This is a genomic window from Euzebyella saccharophila (assembly GCF_014855495.1).
Lineage (GTDB): Bacteria > Bacteroidota > Bacteroidia > Flavobacteriales > Flavobacteriaceae > Euzebyella > Euzebyella saccharophila.
In genome coordinates, this window is record NZ_JACYFJ010000001.1 from 1432684 (window position 1) to 1449470 (window position 16787).

12 protein-coding genes are annotated in these 16787 nt (G+C 39.2%); 5 read left to right on the forward strand and 7 right to left on the reverse strand.

All coding sequences use genetic code 11. The annotated features are described in order from the left end of the window. Nucleotides 1–7 precede the first annotated feature (7 nt). The 5 genes from IL355_RS05975 to IL355_RS05995 form a co-directional block, all read right to left on the reverse strand. On the reverse strand, nucleotides 8–6814 hold the full coding sequence (locus IL355_RS05975; protein ID WP_192461234.1) for a PAS domain-containing sensor histidine kinase: 6807 nt from the start codon (nucleotides 6812–6814) through the stop codon (nucleotides 8–10). A gap of 150 nt (nucleotides 6815–6964) precedes the next feature. Next, the gene (locus tag IL355_RS05980; RefSeq protein WP_192461235.1) at nucleotides 6965–8980 is read right to left on the reverse strand and encodes a M3 family metallopeptidase; all 2016 of its coding nucleotides are present in this window, start codon (nucleotides 8978–8980) and stop codon (nucleotides 6965–6967) included. A gap of 37 nt (nucleotides 8981–9017) precedes the next feature. Beyond that, complete coding sequence (locus IL355_RS05985; protein WP_192461236.1) at nucleotides 9018–9398, reverse strand: hypothetical protein; 381 nt, start codon at nucleotides 9396–9398, stop codon at nucleotides 9018–9020. 18 nt (nucleotides 9399–9416) lie between these two features. Next, a complete protein-coding gene (purE, locus tag IL355_RS05990; protein ID WP_192461237.1) occupies nucleotides 9417–9902 on the reverse strand; it encodes a 5-(carboxyamino)imidazole ribonucleotide mutase in 486 nt (161 codons plus the stop codon). A 2-nt stretch (nucleotides 9903–9904) separates the two neighbouring features. Beyond that, nucleotides 9905–11077: a 5-(carboxyamino)imidazole ribonucleotide synthase gene (locus tag IL355_RS05995; protein ID WP_192461238.1), complete on the reverse strand. Its 1173-nt coding sequence runs from the start codon at nucleotides 11075–11077 to the stop codon at nucleotides 9905–9907. Between the two features lie 109 nt (nucleotides 11078–11186). On the opposite strand from IL355_RS05995, the gene IL355_RS06000 reads away from it, so the two are divergent. The 5 genes from IL355_RS06000 to IL355_RS06020 all read left to right on the forward strand — a co-directional run bounded on the left by IL355_RS06000 (nucleotide 11187) and on the right by IL355_RS06020 (nucleotide 15276). Continuing rightward, nucleotides 11187–12293 carry an adenylate kinase gene (locus tag IL355_RS06000; protein WP_192461239.1) on the forward strand — a complete coding sequence of 369 codons (1107 nt, stop codon included), beginning with the start codon at nucleotides 11187–11189 and terminating at the stop codon, nucleotides 12291–12293. Between the two features lie 9 nt (nucleotides 12294–12302). Then, nucleotides 12303–13013, forward strand: coding sequence for an SIMPL domain-containing protein (locus IL355_RS06005; protein WP_192461240.1), 711 nt, complete (start codon nucleotides 12303–12305; stop codon nucleotides 13011–13013). 114 nt (nucleotides 13014–13127) lie between these two features. Further along, nucleotides 13128–14147, forward strand: coding sequence for a GTPase ObgE (gene obgE / locus IL355_RS06010; protein ID WP_192461241.1), 1020 nt, complete (start codon nucleotides 13128–13130; stop codon nucleotides 14145–14147). A 10-nt stretch (nucleotides 14148–14157) separates the two neighbouring features. Then, the gene (locus IL355_RS06015; protein WP_192461242.1) at nucleotides 14158–14679 is read left to right on the forward strand and encodes a DUF4136 domain-containing protein; all 522 of its coding nucleotides are present in this window, start codon (nucleotides 14158–14160) and stop codon (nucleotides 14677–14679) included. Between the two features lie 234 nt (nucleotides 14680–14913). Continuing rightward, on the forward strand, nucleotides 14914–15276 hold the full coding sequence (locus tag IL355_RS06020) for a hypothetical protein (protein WP_192461243.1): 363 nt from the start codon (nucleotides 14914–14916) through the stop codon (nucleotides 15274–15276). 3 nt (nucleotides 15277–15279) lie between these two features. On the opposite strand, the gene IL355_RS06025 is transcribed toward IL355_RS06020, so the two are convergent. Next, nucleotides 15280–15987, reverse strand: coding sequence for a transglutaminase domain-containing protein (locus IL355_RS06025; protein ID WP_192461244.1), 708 nt, complete (start codon nucleotides 15985–15987; stop codon nucleotides 15280–15282). Further along, on the reverse strand, nucleotides 15984–16718 hold the full coding sequence (locus IL355_RS06030; RefSeq protein ID WP_192461245.1) for a carboxypeptidase-like regulatory domain-containing protein: 735 nt from the start codon (nucleotides 16716–16718) through the stop codon (nucleotides 15984–15986). Before IL355_RS06030 ends, IL355_RS06025 begins: the two co-directional genes overlap by 4 nt. Between the last annotated feature and the right edge of the window lie 69 nt (nucleotides 16719–16787).

Genomic DNA, 16787 nt, shown 5'->3' on the forward strand with positions numbered 1-16787 from the left:
TAAGCAATCAGTCTAAATTTATAATAAAAGTGGTTCCTTTACCCACCGTACTTTCCACTTTTATAGAACCTCCCATGGCCTCAATTTGGGCTTTGGTCAAGAAAAGACCTACTCCCTTGGCTTCCGGATGTCTATGAAATACTTTGTTAAGACCAAATAATTTGGCGCCATGCTTTTTTAAATCTATCCCTAATCCGTTGTCTTTAAATGAAATAAGGGTTTTGTCTCCTTCTTTCCAGCTCTTGACCTCAAGGGTTGATGGCCTGTCTGGAGACCGGTATTTAATAGCATTACTTACTAAGTTAAGAAAAATACTGTCCAAATATACTTGATTATAAGTAATATTGGAAGCGTGAGAAAAATCTGAAGTGATTTTTATTTCACTGTCAGATATTTGAGCTGTTAATAACTCTTCGGTTTTTTGTAATGCATCGTTAAAATAAAGTTTGGTTTTATTGTCCTTGGTTTCACTTTTGATTCGTAGGGTTTCAATGAGGGTTTCCAAAGTATCCGATAGGTGGTGGATTACCTTTTCAAACTTTCTAAAGAGTACTTCACGCTTTAGCGGGTCTTCCTCCGCCAAGTATAAATCCAATAAAGAATTTAAATTACTGACCGGAGCCCTTAAATTATGTGAGGTTATGTGGTTAAAATCACTTAACTGTTTATTTTGTATGTTCAGCTTTTTGGAGGTTTCTTTAAGTCTTTTGTTGGCTTCTATAATTTTTTGTTCTGCATTACGGCGTGCGGTAATATCCCGTACCGCTATGGAAATAAGTAGGCCGTCTGCCGTTTCCACCGGACCAAAGCTCACTTGAACGGGAATTCTTTCTCCCCTTTTATTGAAAATAAAAAGTTCTTGGTTTTGAATTACGTACATTTCTGACGGATTCTCTAAAAACTGCGTGGCGTATAAAATGTGCAGATTCTTAAACTTATTGGGATATAAAGAAGTTATAGGCTTGCCTATAAGCTCATCAGGTTCGTATCTCAACAATAATCTGGCCTGTTTATTTGTAAACTGAATATTACCTTGCCTATCCGTTATAATCATCGCATCCGGGGCAGATTCCAATAGGCCGCGGAATTTGATTTCTGCCATACGCCGTTCTGTAATATCCTGTGCAGTACCGATCATTTCAACCACCCCGTTCTTATCCGTAATAAACTCACCAACTACTTCCAATGTGCGCACGGTCCCATTTTTTCTGATGATGCGATGGGTGAATTGCTCAAATTTCCGTTTTTGAAGAAAATCATAAAAGGACAACGTAACCAGTTCACGATCCTCTGGATGGAGGCACTCCATATACCGCTCATAATCCATAGAAGTGTCTGGTTCCAAGTCCAGAATACGGTATAGATTATCCGAAATTTCGAACTTTTCGTGTAGCATATTCCATTTGAAATGGCCTATTCCACTTAGTTCTTCCGATATTTTTAATAGTTGGTTCTGTTGTTTTAGTTCTTGTTCATAGTTGATTCTTTCCGTAATGTCATTTGAAGAACCAATAAGCTCTATGACATTACCAGCGGTGTTTAGAATGACCTCGCCGGTAAGTTCTAAGGTTCTCTCGCTGCCATCCAATCTAATAATTCTATGTGTGAACTTCTCAAAAGTTTTTTCCCTTACAATCTGCTGACTTTTGGCCACTACCATGTCCATATCTTTTGGGTGAACCCTAAGCAAATATTTATTGAAGTTTAAAAGGGTACCCGGTTTAAAATCAAGAATTTTTAATAAGTTTTCCGATTTTTCGATGACGTCATTGATAACGTCCCATTTCCAATAACCAATTCCTGAAAGCTCTTCTGCAAAGGACATCATACGGTTTTTTTCAACCAATTCTTGTTCTCGTGCCACTTGATCTGAAATATCTTGGCAGGTACCCATCAATTCTGTCACTTCTCCTGATTGATTAAGGATAACTTTACCCACTCCTTTAATGGTTTTAGTACCACCTTGAGGTAGCGAAATGCGATAAACATTTCCCTCAATTTTCTTAGTTGCAATAGTAGTTTCCAAATTTCTTTGGACCATTTCCCTATCTTCTTCTACAATACAATCAAAATATTTTTCAAGGGTTATGACGGTGTCTTTTGGTAAACCATGTATGTGATAAAGATTGTCTGACCAATAGGCGGTATCTGAGTCCAAATTCCATCTCCAATGACCTATTTTGGCCATTTTTTCTGCGGCCACCAGTTGGTCATTTTTGTGTTCTAATTCAAGTTCCTTGGTTATTTGTTCAGATATATCTTGGATAGTACCAACTAACTTAACAGGTTCACCAGATTCATTAAGAACCACATCGCCAATGGTCCTCATGGTTTTAATGTTTCCATTGGGCAGTACTATGCGATAGATTACGGGTGAAAAGATTTTACTTTCTAACGCCCCCTCAATAGTATCCCGTACCTTATTTCTGTCATTCTCATGAACAAAGGTCAAGTATTTTTCAACTGAAATCTCGGAATTGACCTCTACTCCATGTATCTCATAAAGATTATTTGACCAATAGGAATTGTCTTCCCCAATGGTCCATTGCCAATGGCCAATTTTGGCCATTTTCTCGGCATTGTTCAATTGCTTGTTCTTCAAAACAAGCTCTTCTTGGGTCCTTAATCGGTCTGTAACATCCTGTCCGGTTCCAATGACCTCTGTAATATTTCCTTTTGAGTCGAAAATAAGTTCCCCATTGATTTCAATGGTTGAAATAAAACCGTTTTCGTTAATGATTCTGTGGGTCCACCTTTTAAACGATTTTTGTTCCAAACAATGCGCCATCATATCGTATAATTTGGATACGTCCTCCGGGTGTATGTGGTTGGCCATGAACTCAATATCAACCGGTATTCCAATTTCTACATTATAAAGACGATAGATGTTGTCTGACCATTCAAGTTCATTGGTTGAAGGAAACCATCTCCAATGCCCCATCTTGCTTATACGCTCTCCTAAAACAAATAATTGGTTCCTTCTTTCTTTTTCCTCTTGGTCCTTTATTATTTGGGTAATATCATGAACGGTTCCGGAAATATGCGTGATTTCACCTTTTTTATTCAATTTCAATCGGGCATCGATTTCTACGTGTTTCTCTATACCATTTTCCAGAACAATTCTATACTGGTAAGGTCTAAAAGTTTTGGTCTTAAATATCTCATCAATGAATTTTTGAAAGGATGCTACATCGTCTGGATGGGTTCTGTCAAAAGCATCATTGAAACGTACCTTTTGATGCATTTCCTTCTCAAAAATTCGATACACATTATCGGACCACTGTACATCATCCGTTTTTACGTTCCAACTCCAATAGCCCAATCCGGCCATTTCCTCTGCAAAATTCAATTGCAGGTTTTTCTCCGTTAATTCATGCTCTTTTAGTACCTGTTCCGTAACATCTTGACAGGTGCCCATCATTTCGGTAAACTTCCCTTGTATGTCACAAACTACAGTACCTGTGGAGCTTATTGTTTTAATTTTTCCATTCTTAAGCCTAATACGATAGATCAGTTTTTCGTAAACTCCTGTTTCTCTTGCTTCATCAATTTTACCTTTTACATAACCATAATCTTCTTCATGAACGTAGCTGAGATATACTTCATAGGATAAAGGCTGATCCTTAGGGTGGTCAAAGATTTCATATAAATGATCTGACCATACAACTTCGTTGGTAAGGGAGTCCCAATGCCAATTTCCCATTTTAGCCATTTTTTCGGCCAGCTGGAGTTGGTTGTTTTTTTCTTCAAGTTTCAGTTGTTGTAATACAGTTTCTGAGATATCCTGTGTAACACCGGTTAGAAGTATTTCTCCTTCAACCTCCGTTATTTTACCCTCTATTTGTAAGGTCTTTATTGCGTTATCCGGACCAAAAATTCTATAACGGAACTTTGGGAATTCCTTGTTTTCAAGAATTTCCATTATAATCCGTTCAATTTTTGGCATATCTTCCGGGATTACTTTGGAAGTCAATAGCTGCATGGTCATAGGTATGCCCAACTCAAAACCAAAAATTCTGTAAAGATTATCAGACCAAATAAAAACATCCTTATTGGCATTCCATTGCCAATGACCCAAATTGGCCATTCTTTCGGCTTCAAGTAAATGGTTGTTTTTTTCTTCTAAAGCCTTTTTGGCAATTACTTTTTCGGTAATGTCCTGAGTGGTGCCGGTAACCTCCACTATATCACCAATGTTGTTCTCAACAATACTTCCGTTCACCTCTACCCACCTAACTTCCGTTCCCTTTTTTAGGATTCTGTAGGAGAACCGATCAAAAACTTTTTCTGTAAATATTCTTCCGGTGTGCTCTTGTACTAAAGGAATATCTTCAGGGTGTACAAAGGCAATGGAGTCCTCAAGGTTCATGGGTGTACCTATTTCCCAACCGAATATTCTATATACATTATCTGACATGGTATATACGCCATCATCCGGTGTCCAACGCCAAAAGCCAACATTTCCCACTTGTTCCGCTGCATCCATTAGTTGGTTTTGGGCAATCATTTCTTCTTGCTGGGCCAATCTTTCGCTAATATCTTGAGCAGTACCCAATATTTCTTTCACTCTCCCTTGCCCATTAACAATTATATCTCCAGCTAGTTCAAAGGTTCTAATGTCTCCATTTGGTAAGATGATACGATATTGAAACGTGGTAAAAACCTTTGTTTTGAGAAATTCTTCTGTCTTTGATTTGATTAAGGGTACATCATCCGGGTGTGAAATTTTGGCCACCGCAGCCAAATTCATTGGGGAACCAATTTCCAGTCCCAATAGACGGTATGCATTGTCTGACCATATGAATTCATCCTTCTCTGGAAACCATTGCCAAAAACCCATTTGACCAATCTGTTCTCCAAGTTGCATGAGCTGGTTCTTGCGAATAAGCTCTTGTTCCCTTAAAATAGTTTCAGTAACGTCTTGTGTAACCCCGTTGATCTGAATCACTTTGCCCCCCTTGTTGGTGACGGCACTTCCAGTGACCTCTACCGTAATAGTAGTTCCATTGTCATGAACTATTCTATGGGTGAACTTTTTAAAGACACCTTGAGATATGTATTTTTTTATCCGTTGTTCCGTTGCTTCACGGTCTTCGGGATGGATGCTATTAATGATGGCCGCTTTATTTAAAGGTGTGCCCTGATCATAACCGTGGATGCGATAGAGGTTATCTGAACATTTGATTTGGTCCTTTACCACATCCCATTCCCAGTAGGCCATATTTGCCAAGGTTTCACCAATATCCAGCAGTTGGGTTTTACAACGAAGTTCAAATTCATTGGTAACTTGTTCAGTGATGTCGTTTACGGTACCTCTAAAGGCTATTGTATTGCCATTTTTATCTTTTTCTACATTTACTAAGGCTTCAATATGTTTTACCTTCCCGTCAATTGGTACTGTCCGGTGATGAAATTTTATAGTGCTTTCGTTGTCATGTGTACCGCTTAGAATGTCATGTGCTTTATACTGGTCATCTGGATGAATTTTTGATAAGTATTGTTCCAAAGTGACTTTTTGATCCATTGGAATACCGTAGATGCGATGGGTATTGTCTGACCACTCTGCAATTCCTGTGATTAAGTCTAACCGATAGAAACCAAAATTGGCAAGTTCTTCTGCATATTTTAGTTGCTGGTTACCTGTTTCAAGCTCTTGAGACCTTAAAATCTCCTTGGTGATATCTACGGTAATGCCCGTAAGCTTTATGCTCCAGCCGTTTTTATTTGTTACAGCTTTGCCTATGACCTTTAAATAGTGAATAGTTCCATCTTGATGGTACGATCTATGGATGAACTCTTGCTTCTTTCCTGTCTTTATGGCCTGTCTGGTATGGTCAATAACCGTTTGTCTGTCTTCTGGATGAATTTTCTCCAAAAAGCTTTCATATGTAATTTTGGAACCCAATTCCTCATCGTATAGGCGATATAAGGTGTCTGACCATTCTATAGTGTCCTTTTCCAAATCTATGATCCAATGCCCTAGGTTGGCCATTTCCTCTGCAAAACCTAACAATTGATTTTTTTGGGATAAGTCTTGTTGTTGTGAGAGATTTTCAGTGATGTCTTGGGTGGTTCCCACCATTTCAATGGCTTGCCCTGATGCATTGGAAATGACCTTACCATAGGCCTGCAAGAACCTTGTTTCTCCTTCATTTGGACAAACCCGGTACATAAACTTGTTGAACTGCTTGGTTTTTAGAAACTCTTTTATGTTGGATGAGAGCATTTCGCGGTCATCCCTATGAACCTTGCTTAGAATCAACTCGAGGTTGATCCTTGTTCCCATGCCAATACCGTAGGTCTCCCTTAGATTATCCGAACATTTAAAATGGTCCTCCGCAATATTCCACTGCCAATATCCAATTTTTGCAATATTTTCGGCCATGTCCCACTGCTCCTTAATTTGCATGAGGTCATGTTCCGTTTGCTTTTGGCCAGTAACATCCATTAGTCCGCCCGAGAGGGCCACGCATTCGCCGTCCTTAAAAGTAGGATGCCCAAAGGCTCTTACAGTTTTATGATTTCCCTTAGCCGTTACAATTTGGTTCTCCATTTCAAACGGAGTGCCATTTTTTATGCTCTTTTGATAGGTGGCGTGCTTGAGCTCCAGTTGCTTGGGGTCCGGGAAAAATTGATCGCTGGCGCCCATATAAGGTTCAAAATCGTGGGGAATCTCAAAAATATCTTTGAGAACGGTGTCCCAATAGGATACCCCCGTAATTAGATCAACGTGGTAAATACCTATTTTAGCGACTTTATTAATATCCGCACGTAAGTCTTTAAGGTCGCTTTCCTGTAGCATCTTCTCTCCCATCTAAATTTTTGAATAATGGTGGTTCAATCAAATGGTTGGCAATGGTCTGTAGTACAGGTAAATTTAGAAAATATGTGCGTAAACGACTACATTTTAAAGAAAAAGTTGGGTTATGCGTAGTTTAGATTTGTCTTGACGTTACTTTCTGAGTTACAATAGTCCGGCTCTTTCCAAAAGGGCTTCTACTTTAGGCTCTTGTCCCCTGAATCTTTTGTAAAGCTCCATTGGATTTTCTGTTCCGCCCATGGAAAGTACGTTGTCCTTGAATTTGGAAGCGATGGTTTTATTGAAAATTCCATTTTCCTTGAAATAGGCAAATGCATCTGCATCTAGCACCTCTGCCCATTTATAGCTGTAATATCCTGAAGAATAACCTCCTTGAAATATATGGGAAAAAGCCGTACTCATACAGGTTTCCGGGGTTTCAGGATAAAGTTGCGTTCCTGTAAAAGCTAATGTTTCAAAGGCTTTAACATCTTCAATAGCCGTTGGGTCCTGGGCGTGCCATGCCATATCCAAGAGTCCAAAACTTAACTGTCTCAAGGTTTGCATCCCTTCTTGGAAGGTGGCGGATTCCTTGATTTTTTGAACCAGTTCCATAGGAATCAACTCACCGGTTTCATAATGGTGTGCAAAGAGCTCCAACGCCTCTTTTTCATAGCACCAATTTTCCATTACCTGGCTTGGGAGCTCCACAAAATCCCAATACACTGATGTTCCAGATAAACTGGGATAGGTGGTATTTGCCAGCATACCGTGTAGCCCATGGCCAAACTCATGAAATAGGGTTGTTACCTCGTTAAAAGTAAGTAGGGACGGTTTACTGCTGGTTGAACGTGTAAAATTACAAACGTTGCTAATATGGGGACGGATATTCTTGCCGTCTTTTTTGTATTGCGATTTATAGGAGGTCATCCAAGCGCCGCCACGCTTTCCTTTTCTAGGATGAAAATCTGCGTAGAACAAGGATATGAAATTGTCTTTTTGGTCGTAAACTTCATATGTAAGTACCTCCTCATGATATTTGTCTACATTGTTGACTTCCTTAAATTTTAGGTCAAAGAGTTTTTCTGCTACCTTAAAAACACCGTTAATAACGTTTTCAAGTTTAAAGTAGGGTTTTAGTATTTCGTCATCCAGATTAAAGAGCTTTTGTTTTAGCTTTTCGGAATAATAACTGGCATCCCATTTTTGCAATTGGTCCAAGCCGTCCAATTCATTGGCAAACTGGGAAAGTTCTTGAAATTCGTGTTCTGCGGCAGGTTTGGCCTTTAGAAGCAGCTCGTTTAAAAATTCTTGTACTTTTTCAGGGGTTTCTGCCATACGTTCTACTAGGACAAAATGGGCATGGGTTTCATAATCTAATAATTGTGCTCTTTCATGACGTAATTTGGCAATCTTTAGAACGTTTTCTTGATTGTCCAATTCATCATGATGAAACCCTTTGCTTCCAAAGGCTAGGGACAATTCTTTACGAAGCTCCCGGTTTTTGGCATATTTCATAAAAGGGATGTAACTGGGGTAATCCAAAGTTACCAACCAGCCTTCTTTTTCCTTGGACTTTGCCAATTGGGCCGCTGCCTCTTTTTCACCTTCCGGCAGCCCTGCTACATCTTTCTCATTGGTAAGATGCATTTCATACTTATTGGTTTCGGCCAGAACGTTCTCGCCAAAAGTTAACTTAAGTTTTGATAGTTCCGAATCTATTTCACGAAGTCTTTTCTTTTTATCCTCTGGTAAATTCGCTCCGTTTCGGCTAAAACTTTTATATTTTTTCTCCAACAAGGTGCTTTCCTCAACGCTAAGGTCCAAATCTTCCCTGGCGTCAAAAACATACTTTATACGTTTAAAAAGTCCCTCGTTTAAGGTAATGTCATTACTGAATTCAGAAAGTAGGGGAGAAACCTCTTGGGCAATTTTTTGAATTTCCTCATTGGTCTCGGCAGAGTTCAAATTGAAGAAAACACTGGAAATACGATCCAATTGCTGACCGCTAAATTCAAGCGCGACTATGGTGTTTTCAAAACTGGGCTCCTCCTTATTTTCCGTTATGGCATCAATTTCTGCACGGGCATCTTCCATGGCCTGAAGAAAAGCAGGTTTAAAATGCTCGTTCTTGATTTTTGAAAATGGGGCTGTATCAAAAGGTTGTAATAAGGGGTTCATAGCTACTCGTTTTTTCTAAATTCGTATTCTATCTGTTTTAGACTTGAGGTAAGTGGTAAAGGTATCCATTCCTAAAGCGATTCCTGCCATTAGTAAAGATAAAAGGGCAGCGTTTAAAAACGCATTGTTTCTTTTCGGGGTCCTTTAAAAGTTGATTGCGTAGTTCCCTATATTCCGGAGTATATTCCGTTAGGTCTATTTTACCGTTGGAATCAAGGTCCATAGCCTCCATTTGAAGGTTTATGTATTGCGCATTCATAGCTAAAATAAGCAATATTAATGCGTAAAGGGAACAAAACAGCAAACCACTTCTCCAAATGCATTTCCAATAGGGGTTTTGGATATTTCGGCCCCAAAACAGCAATGCGGCTATGCCCAAAATACTCAACAGAAAGCCAATAAACGAAGGTGTGTTCATAAATAGGACAGTCGGTTGTTATTTTGATAGGCTTTTAGCTCCATCAATCACTTTTTGTTTAAGACCTTCTTTGTAAGCAATAATTCTGTCCAAAATTTCTTGGTTGCTACTTCCTAAAATTTGAGCGGCCAATATTCCGGCATTTTTGGCACCGTTAAGGGCTACAGTTGCCACAGGAACACCTCCGGGCATCTGTAATATGGAAAGTACGGAGTCCCAGCCATCTATTGAATTGCTGCTTTTTACAGGCACCCCAATCACCGGTAGGGGAGACATGGATGCAACCATTCCAGGAAGATGTGCCGCGCCACCAGCACCCGCTATAATCACGGAATAACCGTTGGTGTGGGCGTTTTTACTAAATTCAAAAAGTTTTTCCGGGGTTCTATGAGCAGAGACAATATCTACATCTACCTCAATCTTTAGTTCCTTTAATATATCTATTGCGTCTTGCATTACGGGCAGGTCACTTGTGCTACCCATTACAACGGCTACTTTACTCATGTTTATTTGCTTATTACTTTGATGGTTTCCTTTACTTGTTGGGCAATTTGCCTGGCCTTTGAAATATCTTGGTTAACAATGGTTACGTGGCCCATCTTTCTAAACGGTCTGGTTTGTTTCTTACCATAAATATGGGGTGTAACCCCTTCCATGGCCAATATCTCTTCTATATTTTGGTAATGTACATCTCCCGTATGTCCTTCTGCGCCTACCAAGTTGACCATAATACCCGCTACCTTACTTTTGGTTTCGCCCAAAGGAAGGTTCAGTATGGCCCGTATGTGCTGTTCAAATTGGTTGGTATAGCTGGCTTCAATACTGTAATGTCCGCTATTATGAGGTCTGGGAGCCACTTCGTTCACCAAAATTTCATCTGTCTGGGTTTGAAAAAGCTCTACGGCCAAAAGACCTACGTGCTCAATCTTTTCAGAGACTTTAAGTGCCACTTCTTGAGCCCTTTCTGCTACTTTTTCATCTATTCGTGCGGGGCAGATAACATACTCCACTTGATTGGCCTCTGGATGAAATTCCATTTCCACTACGGGGTACGTTTTAATTTCTCCGTTGGCACTTCTGCACACAATTACAGCCAATTCGTTCTTAAAGTCGATTATCTCCTCGGCAATGCACTCACCGGGAGGCAATGCGTTCAAATCCTCCATTTTACGTACCACCTTAACGCCTTGGCCATCGTAACCAAATTGGGCGGCTTTCCATATAAAAGGGAATTGAAGCCCGCCATTTTCAATACTGTCCTTGATTTCGCTTTTGTAGGCAAATCTGCTAAAATCCGCGGTAGGAATTTGGTTGTCTACATAAAAGAGCTTTTGTTTTGCCTTATTCTGAATTATTCGTAAAGCCTTGGTAGGAGGGTAGACTGTTTTGCCTTGATCTTCCAGTTTTTCCAAAGCCTCAACGTTTACATTTTCGATCTCAATGGTGAGCACGTCTACATCCGTGGCAAAATCCAGAACGGTCTGGTAATCCATAAGGTCTCCCTGTACAAATTGGTTGCAGGCAATTTTAGAGGGAGCTTCACTGGAGGCATCCAATACCTTGGTTCTTATATCAAATTTACGGGTCTCATAAAGCATCATTTTTCCTAACTGCCCACCACCTAGAATTCCTAGGTTAAAGTTGGAGGAAAAATAATTTGGGTTCTCTTTTACTGGCATCTTTTCTTTTAATTGCCACAAAAATACGTGTAATTCCCAAAACCGTCGTCAGGGTGTTAAAAAAGAGAAATCAAAATGCTATATTTGGCAATTCTCAAAAGTTTTGGCGTTGATCAAACTACATGACAAGCATTTTAAACCGTTTTTGAGCGAGGCCCAGGTTCAGGCCGCGGTAAAGTCCGTTGCAGAAAAGGTAGCGGCAGATTACAAAAACGAGGTACCCTTATTCGTGGGGGTGCTTAACGGCGCTTTTATGTTCGTGTCGGATTTTCTAAAACACTACCCCTACGATTGCGAGGTTTCCTTTGTGAAACTGAGTTCCTACCGTGGTCTTACATCTACCGGAATTGTGCAGACTTTATTGGATGTATCTGAAGATATTGATGGTCGTAGCGTAGTTATTTTGGAAGATATCATAGACACCGGTAGAACATTAAAGGAATTGGTGCTGTTGTTTTCCAATGCAAACGTAAAGGACTTTAAAATTGCCAGTCTTTTTTATAAGTCCGATGTTTATAACGGAGAATACGCTATAGACTATTGGGGCATTGAAATACCGGATAAGTTCATTGTAGGTTACGGACTCGATTATATGGAATTGGGAAGGAACCTCAAGGAAGTCTATCAATTAAACCAAAAGCATATGATCAATCTCGTTTTGTTCGGGAAACCGGGTGCAGGAAAAGGTACCCAAGCAGAATTTTTAAAGGAAAAGTACAACTTGAAGCATATTTCTACCGGGGATTTGTTCCGTTACAATATGAAAAACAATACTGAATTGGGTCAATTGGCCAAGTCATATATAGACAATGGTGATTTGGTGCCCGATGAAGTTACTATTAAAATGTTGGAAGATGCCGTTGAAAAAAATGCCGATGCCAGTGGTTTTATTTTTGATGGATTCCCAAGAACTGCTGCACAGGCCGAAGCTTTGGATACCTTTTTAGAAGGAAGGGATATGAAGGTAAATGCTACTATTGCCCTGGAAGCAAACGATGAGGTCTTGATACAAAGACTTTTGGAAAGAGGTAAAGTAAGTGGTAGGAGCGATGATCAAGACGAGTCAAAAATCAGAAACCGGTTTGATGAATACAATCAAAAAACAGCTCCCTTAAAAGATTACTACGAAGCTCAGGGTAAATTTCACAGTGTAAATGGTATTGGTGCTATCGATGAAATTACCCATCGACTTGGTAAGGTGATCGAGGAACTTTAAAGAGAACCCATGAAAAATCTGGATTGGCTTAAGACCGTTGTTTTGGCTGTCGCCATTGTAATTGCCGGATATTTTGTGGGCAATATGCATAGAGCCGGGAAAAAGTATGATCGCTATGTTCAGGTAAAGGGTCTTTCGGAGCGTGAAGTAAATGCAGATTTGGCGGTGTGGCCCATGACCATATCCTTAACGGGCAATGATTTGTCAACCCTAAGGCAAGACATTGAAGCCCAGAATAAGCAAGTGGTCCAATTTTTCAAGGAGCAGGGATTTAAAGAAGAGGAGCTTACCCGGGGCACCATCAACGTTACCGATGCCCGTGCCAATATCTACAACAACAATGCACAGTACAGTCAGTATCGTTATTTGGCCAATATTGAAATAACGGTAAGGACTACGGATATTCCACGTTTGCAAAAAGCTTTGGCAGAATCATCAGAATTAATTAGCGATGGGGTACTACTCGGTTCTAAAAACTCTTGGAGGCCCATTGAATATATGTTCACCAAACTAAACGATTTAAAACCTGAAATGGTGGAAGAAGCTACTAAAAATGCCCGTGAGGTAGCTGAAAAGTTTGCACGGGACAGTAAGGCTAAAGTAGGGGAAATTCGGGTAGCCAGACAAGGGTTGTTTTCCATTAACGATCGTGACCAAAATACACCCCAAATAAAACTTGTACGGGTGGTTTCTACCATAGATTTTCAGCTAGAAGACTAATTACGAGTATTTTTTCTTCACATTCCTACTGCTTTCAATTTAGATAATCCATGTAGGTGTCTGTAAATGCGTACTTTTGTAGCCATTTAGAAAATTAATTTTGAAAGCGTACGCATGACGGAAGGTAATTTTGTTGATTATGTGAAAATTCATGCCGAATCCGGTAATGGAGGTAAGGGGTCTGCCCATTTGCACAGGGAAAAATATGTGGCAAAAGGAGGTCCTGATGGGGGAGATGGTGGCCGTGGAGGTCATATTATTGTTCGTGGTAACCAAAACCTTTGGACCTTGGTAGGCTTTAAATTTAAAAAGCATTTCAAGGCAGGTCATGGGGAACATGGCGGAAAGCAACGAAGTACCGGTGCGGATGGCGAAGATGTATATTTAGAGGTGCCCTTGGGAACGGTTATCAAAAATACCGATACCCAAGAAACCATTTTTGAAATTACCGAACATAATCAAGAGAAAATGCTTCTTGAAGGGGGTATGGGAGGTAGGGGAAATTGGCATTTTAAGACCAGTACCAACCAAACCCCAAGATATGCCCAACCAGGTATACCTGGGCAAGAAATAGATGTTACATTGGAATTAAAGGTGCTGGCAGACGTTGGGCTGGTAGGTTTTCCCAATGCCGGAAAATCAACCCTTCTTTCCGTAATCACCAGTGCCAAACCTAAAATTGCCGACTATGAGTTCACGACCTTAAAACCCAATTTGGGTATTGTGGAATATCGTGATTTTAGAAGCTTTGTGATGGCAGATATTCCAGGTATTATTGAAGGAGCTGCAGAAGGCAAAGGACTTGGTCACTACTTTTTAAGACATATTGAACGTAATGCAACCTTGTTGTTCTTAGTACCAGCGGATAGTAAGGACATTGTAAAGGAATATAAAATTCTTTTGGACGAACTTAGAAGGTATAATCCTGAGCTTTTGGATAAGGAACGTCTCATTGCCGTTTCAAAAAGTGATATGTTGGATGAGGAATTAATTTCTGAAATACAGGACGAATTGAATGAGGGACTTGATGGAGTTCCATATATGTTCATATCCTCAGTGGCACAAAAAGGAATTACGGAACTAAAAGACCGTTTATGGTCTATGCTAAATGACGAAAAGGTACTGAAATCATAAAACCTTAGAGATGAAAAGTATTTGTATGGTTTTCGTGTTATTGCTTCTAACGGCATGTGGGTCCGTAAAAGTGTATCATGATTATGATACACAAACAGATTTTAGCAATTACGCTACGTACAATTTCTATCCAGAATTACAGACGGGTCTTAGTCCGTTAGATGAAAAAAGGCTTTTAGATGCCATTGATGCAGAATTGCAGTTGAAAGGAATACGTTTTTCTGAGGATTCGGATTTTTACGTAAACATTAAAACCAGATTTTTTAAAGCTCCACAAAATACATCGGTAGGTGTTGGTCTGGGTGGAGGTGGCAGAAATGTTGGTGGTGGTGTTTCGGTAGGTATTCCTGTAGGGGAACCAAATCAGAAAAGGGAAATCAGATTTGATTTTGTGGATACTCAAAAGGACCTTCTAATTTGGAATGCCGTAACGGAAAGTTCATTTAAGGAAAACTACACTCCGGAAAAACGAGAATCGGTTTTACAGCACATCGTAACCAAGGCATTGGCCAAATACCAGCCTAAAAAGTAGGTCGTAGGGATAATCTTATGTTTTGTTAAGTCTTTGAAAACAAAGTAGGTAAGATTGTTTCTTGTGTTGACAACTTTCAGTTGTCTAAATTTTCCATTTCTACAATTTTAAGTAACCTTAGTAAGAAGGCTGGCATCTTATTGCCAGAATTAGCTATTAAAAACTTGAAGTAGGCCATCTTCCAGGCCACTTGTTACCAAACAGGACTCTTCAATTAAGTTAAGGAACAAAGAAATGCCAAGGCTTGCACTTTACTATGTAGAGAACCATAGGATTGAAATAGTGAAAACCCTATTGGGTAAGGAGCAAGTTTTATTGAATGGGATGAAAATTTCTGAAGCTAAATGGGAACAGGCCACCAAACATTACTTTAACGTTAATAAAAACAAGTACCGTATTGCCAGAAGGGATAGTTCAAAGGTGGACAAAATGAACTCCTATGAAATTCACAAAGATGGTGCTCCGGTGGCACTGATCAATGTGGAACAGCAAAACTCCTCCTTTATTATTGTTCTCATTATACTGGTTGGAGTAGGCTGTGGCTATTTATTTGGCGCTTTTGTATATCAGTTGTTTTTTTCAAATGCGATAGCTTAGAATTTAATTTAATTGGTTTTTCGGTATACTACTAATTAATGTCCATTCCGGATTTAAAGGAATATGTTTTAAAAAAAATGTCTCGGGTTCGGCCAAAAAATAACTTTCCTCAAAATACTTTTTAAAGTAGGGCCCTTCTTTGTCTATAATAGTTTTGCCGGCAGACCATGTAGCATCACATAAATACCATTTATCCTCTAAGTTGACGGCATTCCACGAATGATTGGTAATGCCATTTTTAACTTTTTCCTTATCCGAAAAACCATCAATAATTTTACATTCTATTCCGGCCAAAAAGCTCATCTCTCTTATCAAGTAGGCGTATCCGGTACAAGTTGTAGCTTTCGTATTTCTCAGTGTTTTAAATGTGGTTTGGACATATTCCTTGTTCCATTCATCATAAGTTAGCGGGTAATTTTTTAGTTTTTTTCGTTTTTTTGAAACTTTTAAATAAGAATAATAATCGTTCTCTACGTTATCACAGACCCATCTGTAAATAGCCCGAAACCTTTCTTTTTCAGTATCAAGGTGTTCGGTTAACCTATAACATAGCATGGGTAGATTATCTAAGTTTTCACCTCTTAAAGAAATGGCAATACTGTCCGCTTTAGAATAGTCTATGGCAGAGTAGCTATTTTGAGAATTTACCAAATTATGCATCAGTAAAAAGAAAAGAAAGAATACTGTTGATGTTGTTTTTGGATGGTTCATTTTCTTTTTTTGAAGATTGATTTAAAAGTCTTGGTTTTATTTACATCTTTTCTAACATCTTCTACAATAATTTCACCCATCAAGATCACTTCGGAGAGTTCAAATTGTATGGATAGATTCTTTACAGCTTTTTGGGATGTGATTTTATGCTCTTTGGTCTCGTAGCCCAAATAACTAAATTGTAGAACATCTCCCTGCTTTAGTTTTTGCGGAAATTGAAACGTACCGTCAAAATCAGTTGATGTACCAATATTCGTTCCTTTCAGTACCACGGATACGCCTGGCAAAGGACGTTTTTCCTCGTCTAGAACAATCCCAGTAACCTCTATTAAATCCGAGAGATGATTTCTAAATTTAGAATCTTGCGTTTGTTCTAAATATGGTAGTTTTTTTATTGTTTTGGGAAGTAGCAAACTTTCCGCTTTAACGGGGGAAATAGGTAATATTAAAAAAAAGCTAAGGCTCAAAGCCATTAAATGACTACGACAATTTATTTTTTGATAATCTTCTTTGGCCCTATAGGATTGTTCTAATTGGTATTTGGTCATTCTCCCACATATACCGCGAGTGTTGTCGTTCAGAAGAGAAGCAATCTTATCTGGGTTCATTTTGGCAAAATCAATCACCTCTTTGTTACATGCACTACAAAAACCTCCAAATTCTGTTTTTTTAAAATTTTTGTAATTCAATTTGCAAGGTTTTAAAATGGACACTTTTTTCTGGTTACTCATAACTTAGGATTTATTTTATTCTAAATTATGTCCGTACTCACAATGTTCAAATCAATATTGAGTGAATGG